Here is a 19,082-nt window from a genome sequence, read left to right as displayed (position 1 = left end):
TGCGAGAACAGTGCAGTTGAAAAGAAGCCTTTATGCCGGGCACGGTCATTTGTTACCCGTTTTTGTTACTTTATGCTCGGTGGTAGTGTGAAAGGGTAACAAAAATCTTGCAACCCTAACTATCGGATTGGAGGCGCTGTAGATCGTGGTCTTTCATGTGTAGCAGAAGATCTTCAATTCGTGTGGCGCCAATCGCCAGTCCAGGCGAGATATCGGCCAGAGGAAACAGTACGAAAGCGCGCTCTTTCATGGCTGGGTGAGGCAGTTTCAGGCGTGGTAGATCAAGCGTCAGATCATCGAACAGAAGCAGATCAAGATCCAGAGTGCGGGGCCCCCAATGGCGCAAGCGCCGACGTTGATGCTGTTGCTCCAGGGCCTGGAGTTGATCGAGTAGCGCAAGGGGTGACAGGCGAGTCGATACCCGGGCCACTGCATTGATGAAATCAGGCTGATCCTGAGGGCCTACCGGCTTGCTTGCGTAGCAGGGGGAAGCCGCGAGCAACCGTGTCACGGGAAGCCGCTTCAGCGCTATCAATGCCTGTTCGATATGCTCGCGAGGTCCATCCAGGTTACTCCCTAGGCCGATATAGGCCTGGTGTGCGAATTCACTCATGGCCTGACGGCGACGACCCTTGGGACTTGTTGCTGCGCTTTCGTTTGCGCGGTCGACGCTTGCGGCCATCGCTAGCGCCAGCAGGATCGGCGTCGATCTTGTTCAGCAAGCGCTGCTGTTCATGTTCGTCGCCGCTTTGGAACGCCTCCCACCAGGCGCCTAGTCCAGACGGGATCTCGCCAGCGGCCTCGCGCAGCAAGAGAAAGTCGTAGGCGGCGCGAAAGCGAGGATGCTCGAGTGTTTGAAACGTCCGCTTGCCACGACGTTTGGGGAGTCGTTGCTGCAGGTCCCAGATGTCACGCATCGGGAAGCTAAAGCGCTTGGGAATGGAGGTGTGCTGAAGCTGGCGCGATACCGCCTGTTGGGCGGCGGTCTGCTGCGCGGGAATCGGCGCTAGCCCTTCGGCCTGCAATTGCTTTTGGCGTTGCTGTACACCTGGCCAGAGCAGGGCGGCGAAAAGAAAGGCCGGGGTTACCGGTCGTTCTTGCTGAATGCGGATATCGGTATTGGCTAGTGCTTGAATGATGAGTGGCTCTGCCCAGTCAAGCTCTTCCATGGATTCTTCCGCTTCGGGAAAGAGCATGGCGAACAGACCGTATTGGCGCAGCAGATGAAAGGTACTGACGGCCTGACCGGATAGAAACAGCTTGAGAACTTCCTCGAACAGTCTGGCGGGAGGAATCTGTAACAGCAGATGAGCCATGTCGCCAATGGGTGCCTCGGTATCCGGGGCAAGAGCGAAGTCCAGTTTGGCGGCGAAGCGCATGGCACGGAGCATGCGCACCGGATCCTCGCGGTAGCGCCTTTCAGGGTTGCCAATCAGGCGTAGAACACGCGCATCGATGTCGTCGACGCCGCCGGCCCAGTCGTGCAGTGAAAAATCCGCGATGTTGTAATACAGCGCATTGATGGTGAAATCCCGGCGCAGCGCATCTTCTTCGATATTGCCCCAGACATTGTCCCTTAACAGCAACCCATGCTCGGATTGCTGGGCCAGATGTTCGCCGTGATCGTCATTGGGACGACCACGGAAGGTGGTGACCTCGATGATTTCGCGACCGAAGCGCACATGAACGATACGAAAACGGCGCCCAATGATGCGCGAATTGCGAAACAGATCGCGTAGCTCCTCCGGGGTGGCGTTGGTCGCGACGTCGAAATCCTTGGGTGACTTGCCTAGCAGGGCATCACGCAGGCAACCACCGACCAAGTAGGCGTCAAAGCCGGCATTGTGCAGCCGATAGAGCACTTTCAAAGCGCTATCACTGAACAGTTGGCGTGAAATAGGATGCTCTTCGCGAGGGATGATGTGGGGCCGAGTCACATGACCCACGCCATCTTGATTGCCGAACAGGGTCTTCAAACGTTCACCGGGGCGTTGGAGAAGGCGAGTAAATCCTTTAAGCATGCAGCGATATTGGCTCGCGGTAAATTAAACGGCCAGTGTAGCCGAGCCCGGGAGGCTTGCAAAGCATTGCGCGGGGGCTTGTATTTCAAATGCAGAGAAGTAGAAGGGGGAGACCTGTCATGGTCTCCCCTGGAAGCAAGTTGCTCAGCATCCATGCTATTGGTTCTTCTTCGTGATGGCGCATCGCCTTGAATACGCACCACGGTCACTAATGAAATCTATCAGGTAAGCAGTGTTCTTGTTGTTGGATAGCCTGATGGCGACCGCCTCGTATTCAAAACAATAATCCAACCACGACGGTAGGGAGTCTACCTTCCTTCGGCTCTTGTGATTGTTTCCGAAGGCGTGCCTCTGGCAGGCGGCTGTTTTTATTGAGCCTGCTCTGGGTACGTCGCGTTCCAATTAAAATATCGGATAGCCAATCGTTTTATGCTTATCGGATTGGCAAGCGTTGCCTGATGATTGTTGTTATAGAACCAAAACAAGCGCATTTCTGATCGATAATTATTGTTGTTGAAACGTCGTCAGTCACGCCATCTGTATTACTTGTTGTTGTTACAGCGTTTGCTTGTAGTGATCAGTACTGTTTTTGTTTTTCTTGCCATTAGAGCAGCATGTCGTATGCCAGTGTCGTTTTTTTTCTTTTAAAACAGATGCTTGAAGTTGGTTCGAAATCACTGGCTGATTGGCGACATTCGCGTGTTACCGAAGTTGGTGCCGAATGTGGCACGAAGTGGGTAAGAAGGTAACAAAAGAGGTATTTTCAGGGATGCCTCGACGAAAATATGTTTATTTATGATCAATTTAGCCTTGTTAGACATTAGTCGATCTTTTCGGCCAAGATTTTAGTTGGTGCGGGTGCGCGAGGTTTTTCTGCGTGGAATGCCCAGGCGCTGTCGCCGCTCCCAAAGGCATTTGCGGCTGACACCAAGTTTTTGCGCCAGCTCGGTTTCGCTCATTTGCTCCTGGTGTTCGAGCACGAAGTGCTGAAAGTAATCCTCTAGTGAGAGATCTTCTTCCGCGTCCTTGGGAACACTGTGCAAGGCAGTTGCTGCGGGCTTGCTCGCATTGAGTGAGGGTTTTGGTGTCGCTAGCCCAAGATCTTCAGGATGGATGAGATGACTTTCAGCCAGTATCACGCCGCGCTCCAGGGCGTTTTCCAGCTCGCGGACATTGCCCGGCCAGGGATAGTCGCGGATCTCGCGCCGCGCCGCGCGTGAAAGCTTCAGACCTTCACGAGCATGGCGCCGACATGCGCTATCCAGAAGAATATCAGCAATTTTCAAGATGTCGTCTTCACGCTCGCGCAGCGGTGGAAGATCGATCTGCATTACATTGAGGCGATAATATAAATCGAGGCGGAACTCACCACTGCGCGATAGCGCATGCAAATCGCGATGGGTCGCGGCGATCAGGCGTACATTCACATGGCGAGTCTCCACGGAGCCGACCTTGCGTATTTCGCCTTCTTGCAGAACCCGCAGCAGCCGGGCCTGAGCGTCCAATGGCAGCTCGCCAATTTCATCCAGAAACAGCGTGCCGCCATCCGCAGCCTCGACCAGGCCCGTGCGTGCCGCGCTTGCGCCGGTGAATGCACCTTTTTCGTGACCGAACAGTTCGGATTCGATCAGGGTTTCAGGAATTGCTGCGCAATTGACACAGATCAATGGCGAGTTGGCACGTCGACTCTGCCGGTGCAAGGCGCGTGCCACCAGCTCCTTGCCGGTTCCGGACTCACCGTGAACCAGTACCGTGACATCGGCGGGTGCCGTCTTGCGTATGCGATCGTAAACGATCTGCATGGCAGGACAGTCGCCGATCATTTCCTGGGGTGCCGCCGAGTTTGGAGCGCACGCCTCCTGCGAAGTGGGTGCATGACAACGCAATGTGGTTGCAACGGTCTTGATGAGTTCGTCGTGATCGAAAGGTTTGGCGATATAATCAACGGCGCCCTGTTTGAGCGCTTCCACGGCGGATCGCATGCTGGCATAGCTGGTCATGATCAGCACCGGCACAGGATCAGCGGCATCGATGAGATCGGTGCCCGGAGGGCCGGGTAGGCGCAGATCGCTGATGATCAGGTCGAAGCGCTTGGGATCGAGAGACAACGCCTCCTCCACTGAACCGGCCTCGCTGATCTGATAGTCGTGGCGTTCCAGTAGGCGGCGCAGAGCACTGCGAATGATGGCTTCGTCTTCAACGATCAGAATTCTACTCATCGGCGTATGAATCATCCTGTTGCGGCTCCCCCCTCTTGCGGGCGAGGGAAGCGGAGTGTAATGCGGGTACCCCGCAGGTGACCCGGGGCAGGCGAATCAATGCGAATATCACCATGATGCTCGCGGACGATGCTGTACACCAGCGGCAATCCGAGCCCTGTTCCCTTGCCGGGGGCCTTGGTGGTAACAAAGGGCTCGAAGAGATGATCGCGAATCGAGCCGTCGATGCCATGGCCATCGTCGGTGATGCTCAAGCGTACCCAGTTGTCCTGGATATCGGCCGCTAGAACCACAAGACCTCCCGGCTGACTGGCGTCACGCGCATTGCCGATCAGGTTGACCAGCACCTGCACTAGACGCTGGGCATCGCCTGTAACCTGTATCCCAGACGGGCAACGGTTGTCATAGCTTACATCCTCTCCCGAGCGCGCCAAATGGATCAAGTGCAGGGCCTCATCGACAAGCGGGCGCAGTTCCAGCAGCGTCAACTGAGTATTCTGAATGTGGCGGCCACCGTGGGCAAAGCCGACCAGGGAGGTAACTATGGAGGATACCCGCTGGGTCAATTGCTGGATCTGCTCGGCGGTTCGTGCAGTGTCAGGGTCATCACTGTCGTAGCGTAGGTTTTGGGCCAGGGATGAAATTCCCGTGATGGGATTGCCGATCTCGTGGGCGACGCCCGCCGCCAGGCGGCCGATGGAAGCCAGGCGCTCGCTGTGCACCAGTTCGTCCTCGAGCCATTTCAGCTCGCTGTGATCTTCAATGAGAATCACCATGGCGCCATGGTCGCCTTCTTCCGGCGGCAACAGCGCCCGATGCAGCGTCAGATGGCGTGTCTGGGATGCCAGTGTCACGGCTTGCTTGTAGAGATAGTCATGCGGTTCGTCCTGAATGCGTGTAAGAAGATCGCTCCAGGGTGGGGGGAGCCCGTCTCGATGCGCGCCGACCACATGATTGCCATCGATGCCCGAAAGCTGTGCCAGTGCATCGTTCCACATCAGCAGTTCGCCTTCCTCGTCGAAGACGCACAAGCCAACGGGCAAACGCTCCAGCGTTCGACGATGATGGCGGCGCAACCCGTCGAGCTCCCGTGCCAAACCGGTAAAGCGAGTGCGATACGCTTCCAGGCGGCGCTCGACGAAGTGAATGTCATCGGTGCCTCTACCTTCGCCCAATCGATACGGCAGAAAGCGATCGACGATATCCTGCGCTACCGAGGGCCCCATCAGCCCCGACAAGTTGGCCTGAATGCGGTCTCGCAGACGACGCAGGGCATAGGGGCGATTGTCCTGAGCGGATAGCTTTAGTGCACGGGTTGCGTTCTCCACCTCTCGCTTGGCGGTTTCCGGCCCCAGCGCGTCGGCTAGCAGATGCTTGAACTCCTCCGCGTTACGCGCCGTCAATGGTAATCGTTGTGGGCGAATGACAGCCTCGACGGAGCAGGCTTCGGCGGCAGCGCGCTCCCCGGGCGAGGTCCGCGTGACCAGTGATACCAGAATGAAGATCAGAATATTGGCATTGAGCGCAATGAGGGTGACGACATACCAGGTCGGCTCGTCTAGGAGCCAATCCAGGCTGGAAGGCAGCAGCGCCATGGGCGAAAAGCCACTGAGAAAGGGCAACCACATTCCCAGTAGCCAGATCGTGCAGCCGGTGGCTAGGCCACAGAGCATGCCTTTGCGATTGGCACCGGGCCAGTAGAGAATCGCAAGCAGGCCCGGGAGACATTGCGCCATGCCAACGAAGGCGGTCAGTCCCAGTTCCGCAAGATCCTGATGCTGACCCACGCCTTGATAGAACAACCAGGCACCGAGGATGACAGCGACGATCAAGATGCGGCGCAACCAGAGTAGTCGGCGGTAGAGGTTTTCTCTTTTGTCCGGAGGGCGTGCGACCAGCACCAGGTGATTCAAGGTCATTCCTGCAAGCGCCACTGCCACGATGATCAAGGTACCACTGGCGGCGGCCAGCCCCGCAATGAATGCCAGGCTATCGATCCAGGGGTTGGTGGACAGTTCGAAGGCGAGATAGGCGGCTCCTGGCATCGATGTGTCGATACCCAGGCGTTGTGCTGCCCATACAATCAAGGGGATCGGAAGCGCGATCAGTAGCAGGTAGAAGGGAAAGCTCCAGCCGGCCTGTAACAACGCCTTGCGTGAGGGCGTTTCGGTAAAGGTCATGTGAAACATGTGCGGCATGAGAAAAGCTGCAGCGAAGAACAGCAGCAACAGAATGCGCCACTGGCCGGTGTCTAGTCGCGTGATATCGCTTTGCAACGCAACACCCGGGCCTTCGAGCCAATTCTGCAGATCAGCGGGGCCGTCGAAGATCCCGTAAAGCGCCACTGCGCCCAACAGCAGCAAGGCGGCCAGCTTGACCAGGGATTCCAGTGCAATGACCGCCAGCAAGGTATCGTGGCGTACCGGCAGATGACTGTGCCGCGCACCGAACATGATGGCCAGTAATGTGATCGGGAGGCAAAAGAGTAGAGCCAGCAATGTGGGCGATTCGCTGCCGGTCAAACGATGAAGCGCATCGCCAAGTGTCTTCAATTGCAGCCCCAAAAGCGGCATCACCGCCATCAGGGTGATCAGGGTGATCAGCGTGCCGACCCAGCGGCTGCGAAAGCGAAAGGCGAACAGGTCTGCAAGGGAGGTCAACTGATAGGTACGTGCCAGGCGCTGAATGGGTACCAGCATGACCGAGACCAGTAGAAAGGCGCCGGAAACGCCCAGGTAGTAGGCCAGATAGCCATAGCCCACCCGGGAGGCCAGTTCGACACTGCCGTAGATGGCCCAGGCGCTGGCATAGACGCCTAAGGATAGCGAGTAGACCGCAGGATGGTGTACCAGACGTCTTGGAACCCATCCTTTCTCGACCGCTAGAGCGCTCAGAAAGAGGAGTGACAAGTAACCTGCGCCAAGAACAAGCGTGCCAAGGAGATTAGCGCTCATCGAGCTTTCTCTTTTGCTCTAACCATACCCCGAGTGCAATCAGGGCGCCCCAGATCAAAAAGGGGCGGTACCAGGCAGCATCGGGCTCGCCCCAGCCGCTCATCAATACCGGTGAGAGCAGATAGCCGCCGAAAACCAGAAATAGCATGATGCGATAGATGTACATGAATGCTGTCTACCGTTCCCCTTCTTTATTCAGATGCCACGAAGATGCCATGCAACTTGCGTCCGCGTCATTTTTCCGTCCTGATAGCATGAGGCAGTGTCCGGTACATGCGCGGTTGCAGCCGATTGCTGTCCCAGGCGGCAATAGCCGCACTTAGCTGTTCATTGACAGGGGCATCGTTGAGAAAGGGCGCTGGCGCCTGATCAAGCGCTATCAATGCTTCATGTAAAAAGCGTCGAACTGATAGGTCATCCGTAGGCAGCGCTGGTGCCAGATTCTGCTTGGAGAGTTTTTGACCATTGTGGGCGGCAATGAGCGGCAAGTGAAGATAGTGTGGCCGTGGCAGGTTCAGCGCTCGCTGCAACTGGCCTTGCCAAGGCGTATTGTCGAGCAGATCGGTACCGCGCACGATCTGATTGATACGCTGATCGCCGTCATCGACGACGACCGCCAGCTGATAAGCCCATAAACCGTCCCGGCGTTTGAGCACGACGTCGCCAAGCTCCGCCGGATCGAAACATTGGCGTGCAAACAGTCTGTCCTGCCAGACGATGGGGCGCTCACCTAGATCGCTGCGCAGGCGCCAGGCGAGTGAACGTCCGGGATGACGCACACCGCTGCGACACCAGCCCGGATATACGGCGTACTCCCGCCGCTCCTTACGCGAGCAGCTGCAAGGATAGGCCAGGCCGTTCTCGGCTAATTGCTCTAAGGCAGCCTGGTAAGCCTCGTGCCGAGTGCTTTGGTAGCGAACCTCTTCGTCCCAGTGCAACCCGAATGCCTCGAGCTGGCGCAGTATCGTGGTGTCCGTCCCAGGCGGACAGCGGGGTGGATCGATGTCCTCAATACGCACGAGCCAGGTGCCCCCGGCATGACGCGTATCGAGATAGCTCGCCAACGCCGTGACCAGGGAGCCGAAATGCAATGGGCCGGAAGGGGTGGGAGCGAAGCGGCCACGATAGCCGGGCATGTGCGACCCTCTTGAAACACGAATGGGCGCCATGGGGCGCCCATTGCAAGCGGGATGATATCAGCCGCCGAGCTGCTTTTCCTTGAGCTCCGCCAGCGTCTTGCAGTCCACGCAAAGCGTGGCGGTTGGCCGCGCTTCCAGGCGACGAATACCGATCTCGACACCGCAGGCTTCGCAGAAGCCGTAATCGTCATCATCGATATTATCGATCGTTTCGTTGATCTTCTTGAGTAGCTTGCGCTCACGATCGCGGGTGCGCAGTTCAAGGCTGAAGCCTTCTTCCTGGGTGGCGCGATCCGCAGGGTCGGCGTAGTTGTTGGCGTCTTCTTGGAGGTGGCGCACGGTGCGATCGACCTCTTCCATCAGGTCCATCTTCCAGTCAAGTAGCATCTGCCGGAAGTGCTCCAGCTGCTTTTCGTTCATGTACTCTTCATCCGGCGCCGGCTCGTACGGGATGAATTTCTTTGGCGCTTCCGTTTTCTTTTCCGCTACTGGCATGGGGCTGCCTCATTACTCAAGTGACTTGGGCCGATGCCCGGCCGATCAAGTTGTGCTGATTATCATCGCGCAACCTGCGGGGGAGGAGTGTACCCACCCGAAGCCTTGCTTATTTAGCGAAAAAGCCAGTGTTTTGCAACTACTCAATGGTTTTGTCGCTGACGAACTTGATTTGAGTCGGCTAAGATAGCCAGTCTGACGCCGGTGGTTGCGCTGATCGACGAGTAAGGAGACTTTGTGGGCTCAAGTGTTTCATTGGGAAATAGCAGTAGGCTATGCAGTACACTTCTTTAACTTCGGGTATTTTGTTGCGTCGCTACAAGCGATTCCTGGCAGATATCGAACTGGCCAGCGGCGAAGTCGTGGTGGCGCACTGCCCCAACACAGGCTCGATGCGCTCGACCAATGTACCCGGATGCCGTGTATGGCTTTCTGCCAGCACCAATCCTGCGCGCAAGCTGCCCTGGACATGGGAGTTGATCGAACTGCCCCAGCCGGATGGCTCCATGGCGCTCTCCTCGATACATACCGGGCGCGCCAATGCCATCGTCGAGGAGGCGCTTAGAGCACAGCGAATTCCCGAACTGAATGGCTATGCAGCCTTGCGGCGCGAGGTTCGGGTAGACAGTGGTAGACTCGACTTCTGTCTTGAGGATTCGACCCGGGGGTGCGCCTTCATCGAGGTCAAGCAGGTCACGCTCAAGGAAGACGATGGCCACGGCTATTTCCCTGCCTCCGTGACGGTGCGTGGCGCGCGCCACCTTGAATCTCTGGGGCGGCTTGCCAAGACAGGCCAGCGCGCCGTGCTGCTGTTTTGCGTCGCCAACACCGGAATCAAGGACGTGGCCCCGGCAGAGCATATCGATCCGGTTTATGCCAGCACACTGCGCCACGTGGTTGGCGAGGGTGTCGAGGTGCTGGCCTATGGCTGTCGAATCGAGCGTGTCGATGGAATCCCGCAAGGTATATATCTCGACCGGCCCTTGCCGCTATCGCTTGAATGCCGCCTGATGCAACAGCAAGCAACGAGTTGAATCAGGCTTTGATGCAAGCGTGTTTTGCAGACGGATAGACTACACCTGGATAGGAAAAATACATGCAGCGACGAGCGTGTCTCAAGATGTTGCTTGCCCTGGCCGCCAGCACGGGGTTGCCAGGTCTTACGCAAATGAGCCTTGCCCAGGGCAACCCGGCGGCGTCAGGCATCAACCGCATTCGTGATCTACGCCGAAATACATGGCTCAGCAGCAGCGATCTACTTGCGCGTCTGATGGAAAACCCGGCAGTGATCGTCGGCGAGACGCACGACAACCCCGAGCATCACCGTCTGGAGCGCTGGCTGATCGCACAGCTGGCGGCCAGAGATGCGCTGGGCGGCGTGGCCATGGAAATGCTCGACAGCGAACAGCAAGCACTGCTTGAAAAGCTTCCTGAAAACGCGCGGCAAACAATGTCCGATGCCCAGTGGCAGGATGCTCTGGATTGGCAGCGAGGCTGGGATTGGTCTGCCTACGGGCCGACGCTGCAGCTGGCGCTGAGTCTTGGCGTGCCGGTACGCGGGGCGAATCTCACGACCCCTGAGATTCGCGAGATCGTTGCGCTTGATCTGGCGCCGGAGCTACCGCTGGTAGTGGCTCGGAGCCAACGGCGGGCATTGATCGAAGGGCACTGTGGCATGCTGCCGGAGGATATGCTCGATGGCATGTTGGCCGCCCAAGTGGGCCGGGATCAGGCCATGGCGGCGGCACTTAATGTCTTACCACCGACTTCCGTGCTGGTGTGCGGCAATGGCCATGCACGCCGAGACGTGGGGGTGGCACTGCACGCAAGACAAACGCCGCTGTGCCTGGGCCTGGTGGAAGTGCCACCAGGCCAGACTTGGAGATCGGCATTGCCGACAAGCGTCGACGCTGAGCCCCCTTTCGATCTGGCCTGGTTCACGATGCCGGTCGCCAATCGCGAAGATCCCTGCGTCACCTTGAGAGAGCGCTTCGCGCAGTAGACGCCCAATCAAGAAAGCGCTACTCGATGAAGAAGCGCTGCATGAAGGCGATCTCGGCGGGCTCTTCGTTGCGATCAAACCCTACTTCGAGGTTGAAGCGCATGGGCTCGTCTTCTTGAATGCGAAACACCGCCAGCTGATAGATGGCACCGTCTTCGCGCACGGTGCGAAAGGCCAGGGGTTGGGATTGCCCTGCGAGATTGCCGACCTTGCCCTCCACGTTTGCCTGCACCGGCCGGGTGGCGCCATCCGGTTGTTCCTCGAGAACGCTGACGCTGAGCAACGCCATCACCTTGCTGCGCTGAATATCGTAGGCAGCGGCCACTTCCGGTGTCAGAAAGCTGGTATTCACGGCGCTGTAATGGATTCGGTAATCACCGACACGTTCGAGCTGTTCTGCGCTGACGGGCAGACTCACCAACAGGACAAGCCAGAGTAGTGATATCGTTTGCAGAACCCTTCTCATGCTGGTTTCCCCCTATTCCTTACGTGATCGGTAATGCCCCTGATCGCGGCTAATACGAAAGATGGCAGTCTCGCCAAACAGGTTGGGCCACCAACGTGAACTCCAATGCCCTTCATGATCGCCATTGCCGACGGCGCGATCATTGATGATAAGACCCTTCTGCCGACACAGGTGTTCAAAATCATTGAAGGTGGACAAGTGGATGTTGGGCGTATCGTACCAGGCATGAGGCAGTGACTTGGATACTGGCATGTAGCCCCTAATGCCCAGATGCACACGATGACGCCAATAGGCAAAGTTGGGGAAGGTGATGATGCATTCGCTGGCGACCCGAAGCATTTCGTCGAGCATGAGATCCGGCCGGCGCAGAGCCTGAAGGGCCTGGGTCATGATGATCATGTCATAGGCATCGTCGTCGAAGTTGGCGAGCCCCCGGTTGAGATCCTGCTCGATGACATTGACCCCTTTCTCGAGACAGGCGGTGATGCCGTCAGGATCGATCTCCAGGCCATAGCCCGATACTTTTCTGTCTCGTGCCAGAGCGTCGAGCAGAGTGCCATCGCCACAAGCCAGATCGAGCACCCGTGCGCCTTCGGGCACCCAGCCATAAATCAGCGTAAGATCTGCCCGCATCAGTCGCTCTCCAGATCGAGTTCTCGCGTTATCCGCTTCATGAAGCCCCCGAATACGGCCCGGTAACGGACGTCAGGCAGCAAAAAGGCATCGTGACCGTGAGGTGAGTCGATGTCGATATAGCTGACCGGTTTGCCGGCACGGATCAGAGCATTCACCAGTTCCCGGGAGCGGGCCGGAGCAAAGCGCCAGTCCGTGGAGAAGCTCACTACCAGGAAAGGACAGTCCGCCGGTGCCAGCGCCGCGGCTAGATCGCCATTACAGGCCGCCGCCGGATCGAAATAATCCAGCGCCTTGGTCATCAATAGATAGGTATTGGCATCGAAGACAGTGGAGAACATATCGCCCTGATAGCGTAGATAAGACTCCACTTGAAACTCGACGTCGTAACCGAAATTGAGCGCGTCGCTGCGTAGGTCGCGGCCAAATTTGGCGCCCATGGAGTGCTCGGACAGATAGGTGATGTGGCCCACCATGCGCGCCAGTTTCAGGCCCCTCTTGGGCAGGGTGCCGTGTTCGCCGTACCAGCCGTCATGAAAGTCTGGATCCGAGCGAATGGCTTGGCGTGCCACCTCGTTGAAGGCAATGTTCTGCGCCGAAAGCCGTGACGTGGCGGCGATGACCACGGCGTTGGCGATACGATCGGGATAATTCAGCGTCCATTGCAGCACCTGCATGCCACCTAGACTGCCGCCGATTACCGCCGCGAAGCGCTGGATTCCCAGTCGATCGGCCAAACGCGCCTGACTGGTGACCCAGTCGCTCACCGTCATCAGCGGGAACGTCGGCCCCCAAGACCGTCCGGTCTCGGGGTTGGTGCTGCAGGGGCCGGTACTGCCGTGGCAGCCGCCCAGGTTGTTGGGCGCGATGACGAAGAAACGGCGAGTGTCGATGGTCTTGCCAGGGCCGATATGCGCATCCCACCAGCCGGGCTTGGCATCGTCTTTGCCGTGGTAGCCCGCCGCGTGGTGGTTGCCGGACAGGGCGTGACATATCAACACCGCATTGCTGCGCTCAGCGTTGAGTTCCCCGTAGGTTTCGTACACCAGGTCGTAGGCCTCGAGCGTCTTGCCACAGGCCAGCGCAAGCGGCTCATCGAAATGAGCCGTCTGCGGTGTCACCAGTCCGACGGAGTCAGCGGGAAGCGTAGTGGGCATCGTGGTTTGCTCTCAAAGACCGAACTTTCAAAGGCCGACAAGGGCCCCGGAAACGCCCGCCGCCCGGGTCAGCGATCCAACGACGACGGCGTCGATCAAATTGATGGCGATGAACACCACGATCGGCGATAGATCGATCATCCCCAGCGGCGGAATGACCTTGCGCACCGGTGCCATGATCGGCTCGACCAGCTGAAAGATCAGAATGGCTCCGGGGTGGCTCGCCTGGGGCGCGACCCAGCTCAGGATGATCATGCCGATCAGGGCGAAGAAGTAGATCTTGAGAATGGCACTGGCCAGTGCCGCGACCGAGGCGATGGCCACGCCGCCAAGCGGAGGCATGCCGTAGCCTGCGACCTGCATGATGGCGATGATGCTGATCGCCTTGATGATAAAGCCGGCGCCCAGGGTGGCCAGATCGAAACGTCCGATCGGGCGCAAGAACCCTTGCAAGGGTTTGACCACCGGCTGCGTCGCCTTGACCACTCCCTGGCTGAGTGGGTTGTAATAGTCGGCCCGCGACACCTGCAGCAGGAAACGCAGCATCAGTAAAAACAGGTAGATGTTGATCAGGGTGTTGACCAGCATCAGGCCGGCGCTTCCCAGTTGGCTGCCCATAGGGCTCCTCCGTATGAATTAAACTTTTAATCTTTCTTGCCGATCTCTTCAGACAATGCCCTGGCGCGTGCTGCGCAAGCCTGAGCGGCATCGTCGAACAGCTGACGCAAGCCGCCATCTTCAAGGGTTTCGATGGCACGCTCTGTGGTGCCACCCGGCGACATGACGTTGCGCTTGAGCTGAGCAGGGTCGTACTCGCTCTGCTGAGCCATTTTGGCAGCGCCCAAGCCGGTCTGTAGTGCCAGGCGCCGAGCGCTTTCCTTCGATAGCCCAAGACGTTCACCGGCTTCGATCAGGGCTTCGAATACTAAAAAGAAGTAGGCCGGCCCGCTGCCGGAAATGGCGGTGACAGCTTCCAGCAACGCTTCGTCATCGACCCATTCGACCAGGCCGACTGCTTCCAGCAGGGACGTAGTCAGCTGGCGCTGATCTTCGCTGACTCGAGCGTTGGCGTACAGCCCCGATGCGCCGGCGCTTACCAGCGAGGGCGTGTTGGGCATGCAGCGAATGATGGGTAGCCCGCCACCTAGCCACTCGTCCAGGGTGTCTGCAGTGAGCCCGGCTGCCACGGAGACGATAAGCGGTTGACGTGCCTGGATGCTGTCCCGCAGCTCGATGCAGACGTCAGTCATGCGGTTGGGCTTGACCGCCAGCACTACCACATCCGCCTCGGCGGCGGCGGCATTGTTGTCGCTGCTGACGTTGATGCCGTAACGCTCGCGCAATGGCGCCAGGGTGTCGTCACGGGGAGCAGTGGCCGTGATTGCGTCGGCTGGATAGCCGCCCTCGATCATGCCGCCGAAGATGGCGCTGGCCATGTTGCCGGCACCGATGAAGGTAATCTTGTGTGTCATGAGAAACCCTGTGCGGTGGCAAGTTGAAAGAGTGAACGATACAGCATCAGCGGTGAGCTTCACGAGCGCCGAAGATGGCGGTGCCCAGGCGCACCAGGGTAGCCCCCTCGAGAATGGCGGCTTCCAGGTCATCGCTCATGCCCATGGAAAGCGTGTCCAGCGGTGCGTCCGGCAGGCGCTGGCGCAGTTCTTCTTGAAGACGGCGCAAGTGGCTCAGGGGCTGGCGCTGGCTCGCCAGGTCGGAGGCAGGCGCGGGAATGGTCATCAGCCCGCGCAGGCGCAGATTGGAAAGAGTGGCGATCTCGTCTGCCAGGGCATCGAGCTCATCCGGGTCAATGCCGGCCTTGCTGGGTTCATCGCTGACATTGACCTGCAGGCAGATATTCAGGGGGCCCAAGGAGGCCGGGCGCTGTTCGGAGAGACGGCGGGCGATCTTGATCCGGTCGACGCTGTGCACCCAGGAGAAGTGCTCGGCCACGGCCCGGGTCTTGTTCGACTGCAATGGCCCGATGAAGTGCCAAACGATGTCCTGCAGATCCGCAAGCTCGGTCTGCTTGTCGAGGGCTTCCTGAAGGTAGTTCTCGCCGAATTCGCGCTGACCGCTGACATAGGCCTCGCGAATCAGGGCGGCAGGCTTGGTCTTGCTCACGGCGAGCAGGTGCGCGTCTTGCGAAGAACGCCCCGCGTTTTCAAGGGCCTCGATAAGCCGATGCTGCGCGCGTTTTAGTGAATCGCTGACCGGAGCGTCTGTCATGCCGGAACTAACCTTTCAAAAAAAGAATAGGAAACTCGTGTGGATATTACCGAATTGCTAGCGTTTTCGGCAAAACAGAACGCCTCCGACCTGCATCTTTCGGCGGGTCTGCCGCCCATGATACGTGTCGATGGCGATATCTGCCGCCTCAATGTGCCGGCGCTGGAGGATCGCGAGCTAAGGTCCCTGGTCTACGACATCATGGGAGATATTCAGCAGCGGGATTTCGAGGAGTCTCTGGAAACTGACTTTTCCTTCGAGGTGCCCGGTGTATCGCGCTTTCGTGTCAATGTCTTCAATCATGGCCGGGGCATGGGTGCAGTGTTTCGGGTCGTTCCCTCGGAAGTGTTGAGCATGGAGGCGCTGGGGCTGGGCGAGGTGTTCACGCGCCTTGCTTCGTTGCCAAGGGGGCTGGTGCTGGTGGCCGGGCCCACTGGCTCGGGCAAGTCCACGACGCTTGCGGCAATGATCGATTATATCAACGAAACCCGCTACGACCATATCCTTACCATCGAGGACCCGGTGGAATTCGTTCATGTCAGCAAGCGCTGTCTGATCAATCAGCGGGAGGTGCATCGTGATACCCGTGGCTTCAGTGAGGCGTTGAGATCGGCGCTGCGGGAAGACCCGGATGTGATATTACTGGGTGAGATGCGTGATCTGGAGACGATTCGCTTGGCATTGACCGCTGCCGAGACCGGCCATCTGGTGTTCGGAACACTACATACGACCTCGGCGGCCAAGACCATCGATCGGATCATCGATGTCTTTCCCGGCGACGAAAAGGCCATCGTGCGTTCCATGCTGTCCGAATCCCTGCAAGGCGTGATCGCTCAGACGCTGCTCAAGCGTCAGGGAGGTGGGCGTGTAGCAGCCCATGAGATTCTTGTGGCCAACGCTGCGGTACGCAATCTGATACGCGAAGACAAGGTGGCGCAGCTTTACTCGGCCATTCAAACCGGCGGCGGGCAAGGCATGCAGACCCTGGATGCCTGCCTGGCACGATTGGTCAGTGAAAACCTCGTGAGCCAGCAAGAGGCTCAGGCGAAGGCCAAGGGCGCGCTACCCGACGCGGGTGCTTATTGAGCGCTGTAGAGTCCGCCCAGTACACGAGGGCCGTAAGCACCCGTTACTGCAGGCAGATTGCCGGGCAAATTCTCCAGGCGCCGCCAGGCGAGCCAGGCAAAGGCACCCGCTTCCAGCCAATCCGGTGACCAGCCGAAGTGCTCGCAGGATGTCAGGGCTACTTGAGGCAGGCGTCGTTCGAGCCGTTTGAGAAGATCGCCATTGTGGGCGCCCCCGCCGCAAGGAATGAGTGTCAGCGGGCTTTCAGCGTCCTGTTGCCGACAGGCCTGCTCGATTCCCGATGCGATACTGGCCGCAGTCAGTTCCGCCAGGGTCGCCTGTACATCCTGAGGCGACTCATGGCCAGAAAGCCGTGCCTGGAGCCAGTCACTGTTGAAATACTCTCGCCCGGTACTCTTGGGCGGTGGACGTCTAAAGAAATCGTCATCTAGTAGACGTTCGAGCAATGCATCATCGACCTGACCACTGGCGGCCCATTGACCATCGCGGTCGAAGCGCTCTTGGCGGTGGTGAGCGTGCCACTCGTCGAGCAAGGCATTGGCGGGGCCGGTGTCGAAGCCAATGACAGGGGCTTTAGAGGTAGTAGGTGGCAACAGGGTCAGGTTGGCAAAACCGCCCAGATTGAGGACGACACGCCATTCGTCCTCAGCGGTGAATACCGCGGCATGAAAGGCGGGCGCCAAAGGGGCCGCCTGGCCACCGGCTGCCAAGTCGCGGCGGCGGAAGTCGGCAACGACGGGACAGCCGGTCAGTTCGGCCAGCAGGCTGGGATTATCCAGTTGAAGGGTGTAAGGCGTGCTCCCTGCTTCATGGCCACCCTCTGTTTCATGGCCATATGGCGCGTGCTCTATGGTCTGCCCGTGGCTGCCAATCGCGCTGATCTCATTTGCCGAGGTGCCAGTCGTAGCGAGTAGCTGCTTGGCGGCTTCTGCTTGCAGCTTGCAAAAAGCTGTCTCAGCAGCGGCCAGCTCCTGAAAGGTGACGCTACGTGCCTGACAAAGCGACATTAGCCGCTGACGCAATTCCTCAGGCATGCCGACTCCCTTCGCTGCCAGCAGTTCGGGATGCCCCTCGCCACAGCGCACTAGGGCAGCGTCGATACCGTCGAGGCTCGTGCCAGACATTAGGCCAATAAACAGAGGCATTCTTCTTCTCCAGGAGTGCTCAACCGTCAAGTCGAGACATGCTAACATCATGCTCCATTCGCACAGACAATCGTTTTAGTGGAGAGGAGTCGATGACCGACGTTGCCGATACGCTGGCGTTACTCAAACGAGGCGCTCATGAAATATTGCTTGAAGACGAGCTCGAAAAAAAGCTCGCTTCAGGGCGCAAGTTACGTATCAAAGCCGGTTTCGATCCTACCGCGCCGGATCTCCACCTCGGCCATAGCGTGTTATTGACCAAGATGCGCCAGTTTCAGGATTTAGGGCATGAGGTCATCTTCCTGATCGGTGACTTTACTGGACGTATTGGTGATCCCTCCGGCAAGAATGTCACCCGCAAGCCGCTCACCGAGGAGGAGGTCAAGGCCAATGCCGAGACCTATCGCGAGCAGGTTTTCAAGATTCTCGATCGGGACAAGACGGAGGTACGCTTCAACGCCGAATGGTTTACCTCCTTGAGTGCCGCCGACATGATCGAGCTTGCCGGCCAAAGCACCGTGGCGCGCATGCTCGAACGCGATGATTTCGAAAAGCGCTATCGCTCGGGGCAATCCATTTCCATCCACGAATTCCTCTATCCGCTGGTGCAGGGGTATGACTCGGTAGCCCTGAAAGCGGATGTCGAGTTGGGCGGCACTGATCAAAAGTTCAATCTACTCATGGGCCGCGAGATACAAAAGCACTTTGGACAAGAATCGCAAGTGGTCATCACCATGCCGTTGCTTGAAGGGCTCGACGGCGTGCAGAAAATGTCCAAATCGCTGGGGAACTATGTGGGTCTTGATGAGCCACCGGGGGTCATGTTCAACAAGCTGGTATCCATGCCGGACAGCCTGATGTGGCGCTATTTCGAGCTGCTATCACTCAAGAGCAACGACGAAATAGAAAGCATTCGGCGTGATATCGAGTCCGGTGCCAACCCGCGGGACATCAAGATGGAGCTGGCACGCGAACTGATTACGCGTTATCACGGTGAGCAGGCTGCCGCCAATGCACATCGCTCCGCCGGCAATCAGCTTGCCGAAGGCGAACTGCCCGAGGATCTGCCAGAAATCAGCGTCAGTTTCGATGAAGATGCTCAGGCGCCCATCGCCACTGTGCTCAATCGGGCCAATCTCGCCAACAACAGCGCTCAGGCCAAGGACATGCTGAGCAATGGCAGGGTCAAGGTCGATGGTGAGGTCGTTCCCCGTGACCACATGCTCGAAACGGGTAAAAGCTATGTGATACAGGCAGGCAAGAAGCGCTATGCACGAGTTGTGCTTACATAGCGTTAGCATGAGGATGGTTCGCCGTAATTTTTTTACAAAAAGGCTTGTCAGGCCCGATCTGGATCCGTAAAGTACGCATCCGCTGCTGCCGACGAGGGGTCACCCGAGAGGCACCAGCACCGCTCTTTAACAATTGATCAGGTAATTCATGTGGGCGCTTGTGAGCGATCGGATGCCAGTCATCTAGATCGAGGCAAGCGACTCGTCAAGAGACGTTTGACCCTTGAGCAGGATTGTTCCGCCTCCC

General features: G+C 58.2%; 18 protein-coding genes. 4 read left to right on the top strand and 14 right to left on the bottom strand.

The annotated features are described in order from the left end of the window. Positions 1-115: 115 nt before the first annotated feature. The 7 genes from folK to dksA all read right to left on the bottom strand — a co-directional run bounded on the left by folK (position 116) and on the right by dksA (position 8,828). Entirely contained in the window at positions 116-613 is a 498-nt protein-coding gene (gene folK, locus H7850_RS15585) for a 2-amino-4-hydroxy-6-hydroxymethyldihydropteridine diphosphokinase (RefSeq protein WP_227370407.1), read from the bottom strand. After that, a complete protein-coding gene (gene pcnB, locus H7850_RS15580; RefSeq protein ID WP_227370406.1) occupies positions 606-2,021 on the bottom strand; it encodes a polynucleotide adenylyltransferase PcnB in 1,416 nt (471 codons plus the stop codon). The genes folK and pcnB overlap by 8 nt, the downstream gene beginning before the upstream one ends. Before the next feature lie 845 nt (positions 2,022-2,866). After that, complete coding sequence (locus H7850_RS15575) at positions 2,867-4,240, bottom strand: sigma-54-dependent transcriptional regulator (RefSeq protein WP_227370405.1); 1,374 nt, start codon at positions 4,238-4,240, stop codon at positions 2,867-2,869. Between the two features lie 11 nt (positions 4,241-4,251). After that, positions 4,252-7,194 (bottom strand): ATP-binding protein, encoded by a 2,943-nt coding sequence (locus H7850_RS15570; RefSeq protein ID WP_227370404.1) that lies wholly within the window; start codon positions 7,192-7,194, stop codon positions 4,252-4,254. Then, a complete protein-coding gene (locus H7850_RS15565; RefSeq protein WP_227370403.1) occupies positions 7,184-7,360 on the bottom strand; it encodes a hypothetical protein in 177 nt (58 codons plus the stop codon). The genes H7850_RS15570 and H7850_RS15565 overlap by 11 nt, the downstream gene beginning before the upstream one ends. A gap of 67 nt (positions 7,361-7,427) precedes the next feature. Then, the gene (gluQRS, locus tag H7850_RS15560; RefSeq protein ID WP_227370402.1) at positions 7,428-8,330 is read right to left on the bottom strand and encodes a tRNA glutamyl-Q(34) synthetase GluQRS; all 903 of its coding nucleotides are present in this window, start codon (positions 8,328-8,330) and stop codon (positions 7,428-7,430) included. Positions 8,331-8,390: 60 nt separating this feature from the next. Continuing rightward, positions 8,391-8,828, bottom strand: coding sequence for an RNA polymerase-binding protein DksA (gene dksA / locus H7850_RS15555; RefSeq protein ID WP_227370401.1), 438 nt, complete (start codon positions 8,826-8,828; stop codon positions 8,391-8,393). 275 nt (positions 8,829-9,103) lie between these two features. Here dksA and sfsA point away from each other — a divergent pair, with 275 nt between their 5' ends. Then, positions 9,104-9,862, top strand: a complete 759-nt coding sequence (gene sfsA / locus H7850_RS15550) for a DNA/RNA nuclease SfsA (RefSeq protein WP_227370400.1) — start codon at positions 9,104-9,106, stop codon at positions 9,860-9,862. 62 nt (positions 9,863-9,924) lie between these two features. Beyond that, positions 9,925-10,830, top strand: a complete 906-nt coding sequence (locus H7850_RS15545; protein ID WP_227370399.1) for a ChaN family lipoprotein — start codon at positions 9,925-9,927, stop codon at positions 10,828-10,830. A gap of 19 nt (positions 10,831-10,849) precedes the next feature. Here H7850_RS15545 and H7850_RS15540 read toward each other — a convergent pair whose 3' ends face one another. From H7850_RS15540 to H7850_RS15515, 6 genes are read right to left on the bottom strand one after another with little or no spacing between them, the layout of a single operon-like run. Next, a complete protein-coding gene (locus tag H7850_RS15540) occupies positions 10,850-11,296 on the bottom strand; it encodes a DUF4426 domain-containing protein (RefSeq protein ID WP_227370398.1) in 447 nt (148 codons plus the stop codon). A 12-nt stretch (positions 11,297-11,308) separates the two neighbouring features. Continuing rightward, complete coding sequence (metW, locus tag H7850_RS15535; RefSeq protein ID WP_227370397.1) at positions 11,309-11,929, bottom strand: methionine biosynthesis protein MetW; 621 nt, start codon at positions 11,927-11,929, stop codon at positions 11,309-11,311. Next, on the bottom strand, positions 11,929-13,086 hold the full coding sequence (gene metX / locus H7850_RS15530; protein ID WP_227370396.1) for a homoserine O-succinyltransferase MetX: 1,158 nt from the start codon (positions 13,084-13,086) through the stop codon (positions 11,929-11,931). The genes metW and metX overlap by 1 nt, the downstream gene beginning before the upstream one ends. Before the next feature lie 27 nt (positions 13,087-13,113). After that, a complete protein-coding gene (locus tag H7850_RS15525; RefSeq protein WP_227370395.1) occupies positions 13,114-13,704 on the bottom strand; it encodes a YggT family protein in 591 nt (196 codons plus the stop codon). Between the two features lie 26 nt (positions 13,705-13,730). Next, on the bottom strand, positions 13,731-14,558 hold the full coding sequence (gene proC / locus H7850_RS15520; protein WP_227370394.1) for a pyrroline-5-carboxylate reductase: 828 nt from the start codon (positions 14,556-14,558) through the stop codon (positions 13,731-13,733). 46 nt (positions 14,559-14,604) lie between these two features. Next, positions 14,605-15,312 (bottom strand): YggS family pyridoxal phosphate-dependent enzyme, encoded by a 708-nt coding sequence (locus H7850_RS15515; RefSeq protein ID WP_227370393.1) that lies wholly within the window; start codon positions 15,310-15,312, stop codon positions 14,605-14,607. A 39-nt stretch (positions 15,313-15,351) separates the two neighbouring features. On the opposite strand from H7850_RS15515, the gene H7850_RS15510 reads away from it, so the two are divergent. Next, on the top strand, positions 15,352-16,398 hold the full coding sequence (locus tag H7850_RS15510) for a type IV pilus twitching motility protein PilT (RefSeq protein ID WP_227370392.1): 1,047 nt from the start codon (positions 15,352-15,354) through the stop codon (positions 16,396-16,398). Here the strand turns inward: H7850_RS15510 and H7850_RS15505 are convergent. Next, positions 16,392-17,543, bottom strand: coding sequence for an anhydro-N-acetylmuramic acid kinase (locus H7850_RS15505; RefSeq protein WP_227370391.1), 1,152 nt, complete (start codon positions 17,541-17,543; stop codon positions 16,392-16,394). The two genes, H7850_RS15510 and H7850_RS15505, sit on opposite strands and share 7 nt — an antisense overlap. A gap of 92 nt (positions 17,544-17,635) precedes the next feature. On the opposite strand from H7850_RS15505, the gene tyrS reads away from it, so the two are divergent. Beyond that, positions 17,636-18,835 carry a tyrosine--tRNA ligase gene (gene tyrS / locus H7850_RS15500; RefSeq protein ID WP_227370390.1) on the top strand — a complete coding sequence of 400 codons (1,200 nt, stop codon included), beginning with the start codon at positions 17,636-17,638 and terminating at the stop codon, positions 18,833-18,835. Positions 18,836-19,082 lie beyond the last annotated feature (247 nt).

The sequence above is a fragment of the Halomonas sp. M20 genome, from assembly GCF_020622265.1.
GTDB lineage: Bacteria > Pseudomonadota > Gammaproteobacteria > Pseudomonadales > Halomonadaceae > Modicisalibacter.
The sequence above is the reverse complement of the archived record's forward strand: the minus strand, read 5'-3'. Positions and strand labels throughout refer to the sequence as shown.

What these genes read in the sequence shown, in the direction of transcription:
- folK (WP_227370407.1), bottom strand. Translation starts at nt 613, where the DNA reads ATGAGTGAATTCGCACACCAGGCCTATATCGGCCTAGGGAGTAACCTG.
- pcnB (WP_227370406.1), bottom strand. Translation starts at nt 2,021, where the DNA reads ATGCTTAAAGGATTTACTCGCCTTCTCCAACGCCCCGGTGAACGTTTG.
- H7850_RS15575 (WP_227370405.1), bottom strand. Translation starts at nt 4,240, where the DNA reads ATGAGTAGAATTCTGATCGTTGAAGACGAAGCCATCATTCGCAGTGCT.
- H7850_RS15570 (WP_227370404.1), bottom strand. Translation starts at nt 7,194, where the DNA reads ATGAGCGCTAATCTCCTTGGCACGCTTGTTCTTGGCGCAGGTTACTTG.
- H7850_RS15565 (WP_227370403.1), bottom strand. Translation starts at nt 7,360, where the DNA reads ATGTACATCTATCGCATCATGCTATTTCTGGTTTTCGGCGGCTATCTG.
- gluQRS (WP_227370402.1), bottom strand. Translation starts at nt 8,330, where the DNA reads ATGCCCGGCTATCGTGGCCGCTTCGCTCCCACCCCTTCCGGCCCATTG.
- dksA (WP_227370401.1), bottom strand. Translation starts at nt 8,828, where the DNA reads ATGCCAGTAGCGGAAAAGAAAACGGAAGCGCCAAAGAAATTCATCCCG.
- sfsA (WP_227370400.1), top strand. Translation starts at nt 9,104, where the DNA reads ATGCAGTACACTTCTTTAACTTCGGGTATTTTGTTGCGTCGCTACAAG.
- H7850_RS15545 (WP_227370399.1), top strand. Translation starts at nt 9,925, where the DNA reads ATGCAGCGACGAGCGTGTCTCAAGATGTTGCTTGCCCTGGCCGCCAGC.
- H7850_RS15540 (WP_227370398.1), bottom strand. Translation starts at nt 11,296, where the DNA reads ATGAGAAGGGTTCTGCAAACGATATCACTACTCTGGCTTGTCCTGTTG.
- metW (WP_227370397.1), bottom strand. Translation starts at nt 11,929, where the DNA reads ATGCGGGCAGATCTTACGCTGATTTATGGCTGGGTGCCCGAAGGCGCA.
- metX (WP_227370396.1), bottom strand. Translation starts at nt 13,086, where the DNA reads ATGCCCACTACGCTTCCCGCTGACTCCGTCGGACTGGTGACACCGCAG.
- H7850_RS15525 (WP_227370395.1), bottom strand. Translation starts at nt 13,704, where the DNA reads ATGGGCAGCCAACTGGGAAGCGCCGGCCTGATGCTGGTCAACACCCTG.
- proC (WP_227370394.1), bottom strand. Translation starts at nt 14,558, where the DNA reads ATGACACACAAGATTACCTTCATCGGTGCCGGCAACATGGCCAGCGCC.
- H7850_RS15515 (WP_227370393.1), bottom strand. Translation starts at nt 15,312, where the DNA reads ATGACAGACGCTCCGGTCAGCGATTCACTAAAACGCGCGCAGCATCGG.
- H7850_RS15505 (WP_227370391.1), bottom strand. Translation starts at nt 17,543, where the DNA reads ATGCCTCTGTTTATTGGCCTAATGTCTGGCACGAGCCTCGACGGTATC.
- tyrS (WP_227370390.1), top strand. Translation starts at nt 17,636, where the DNA reads ATGACCGACGTTGCCGATACGCTGGCGTTACTCAAACGAGGCGCTCAT.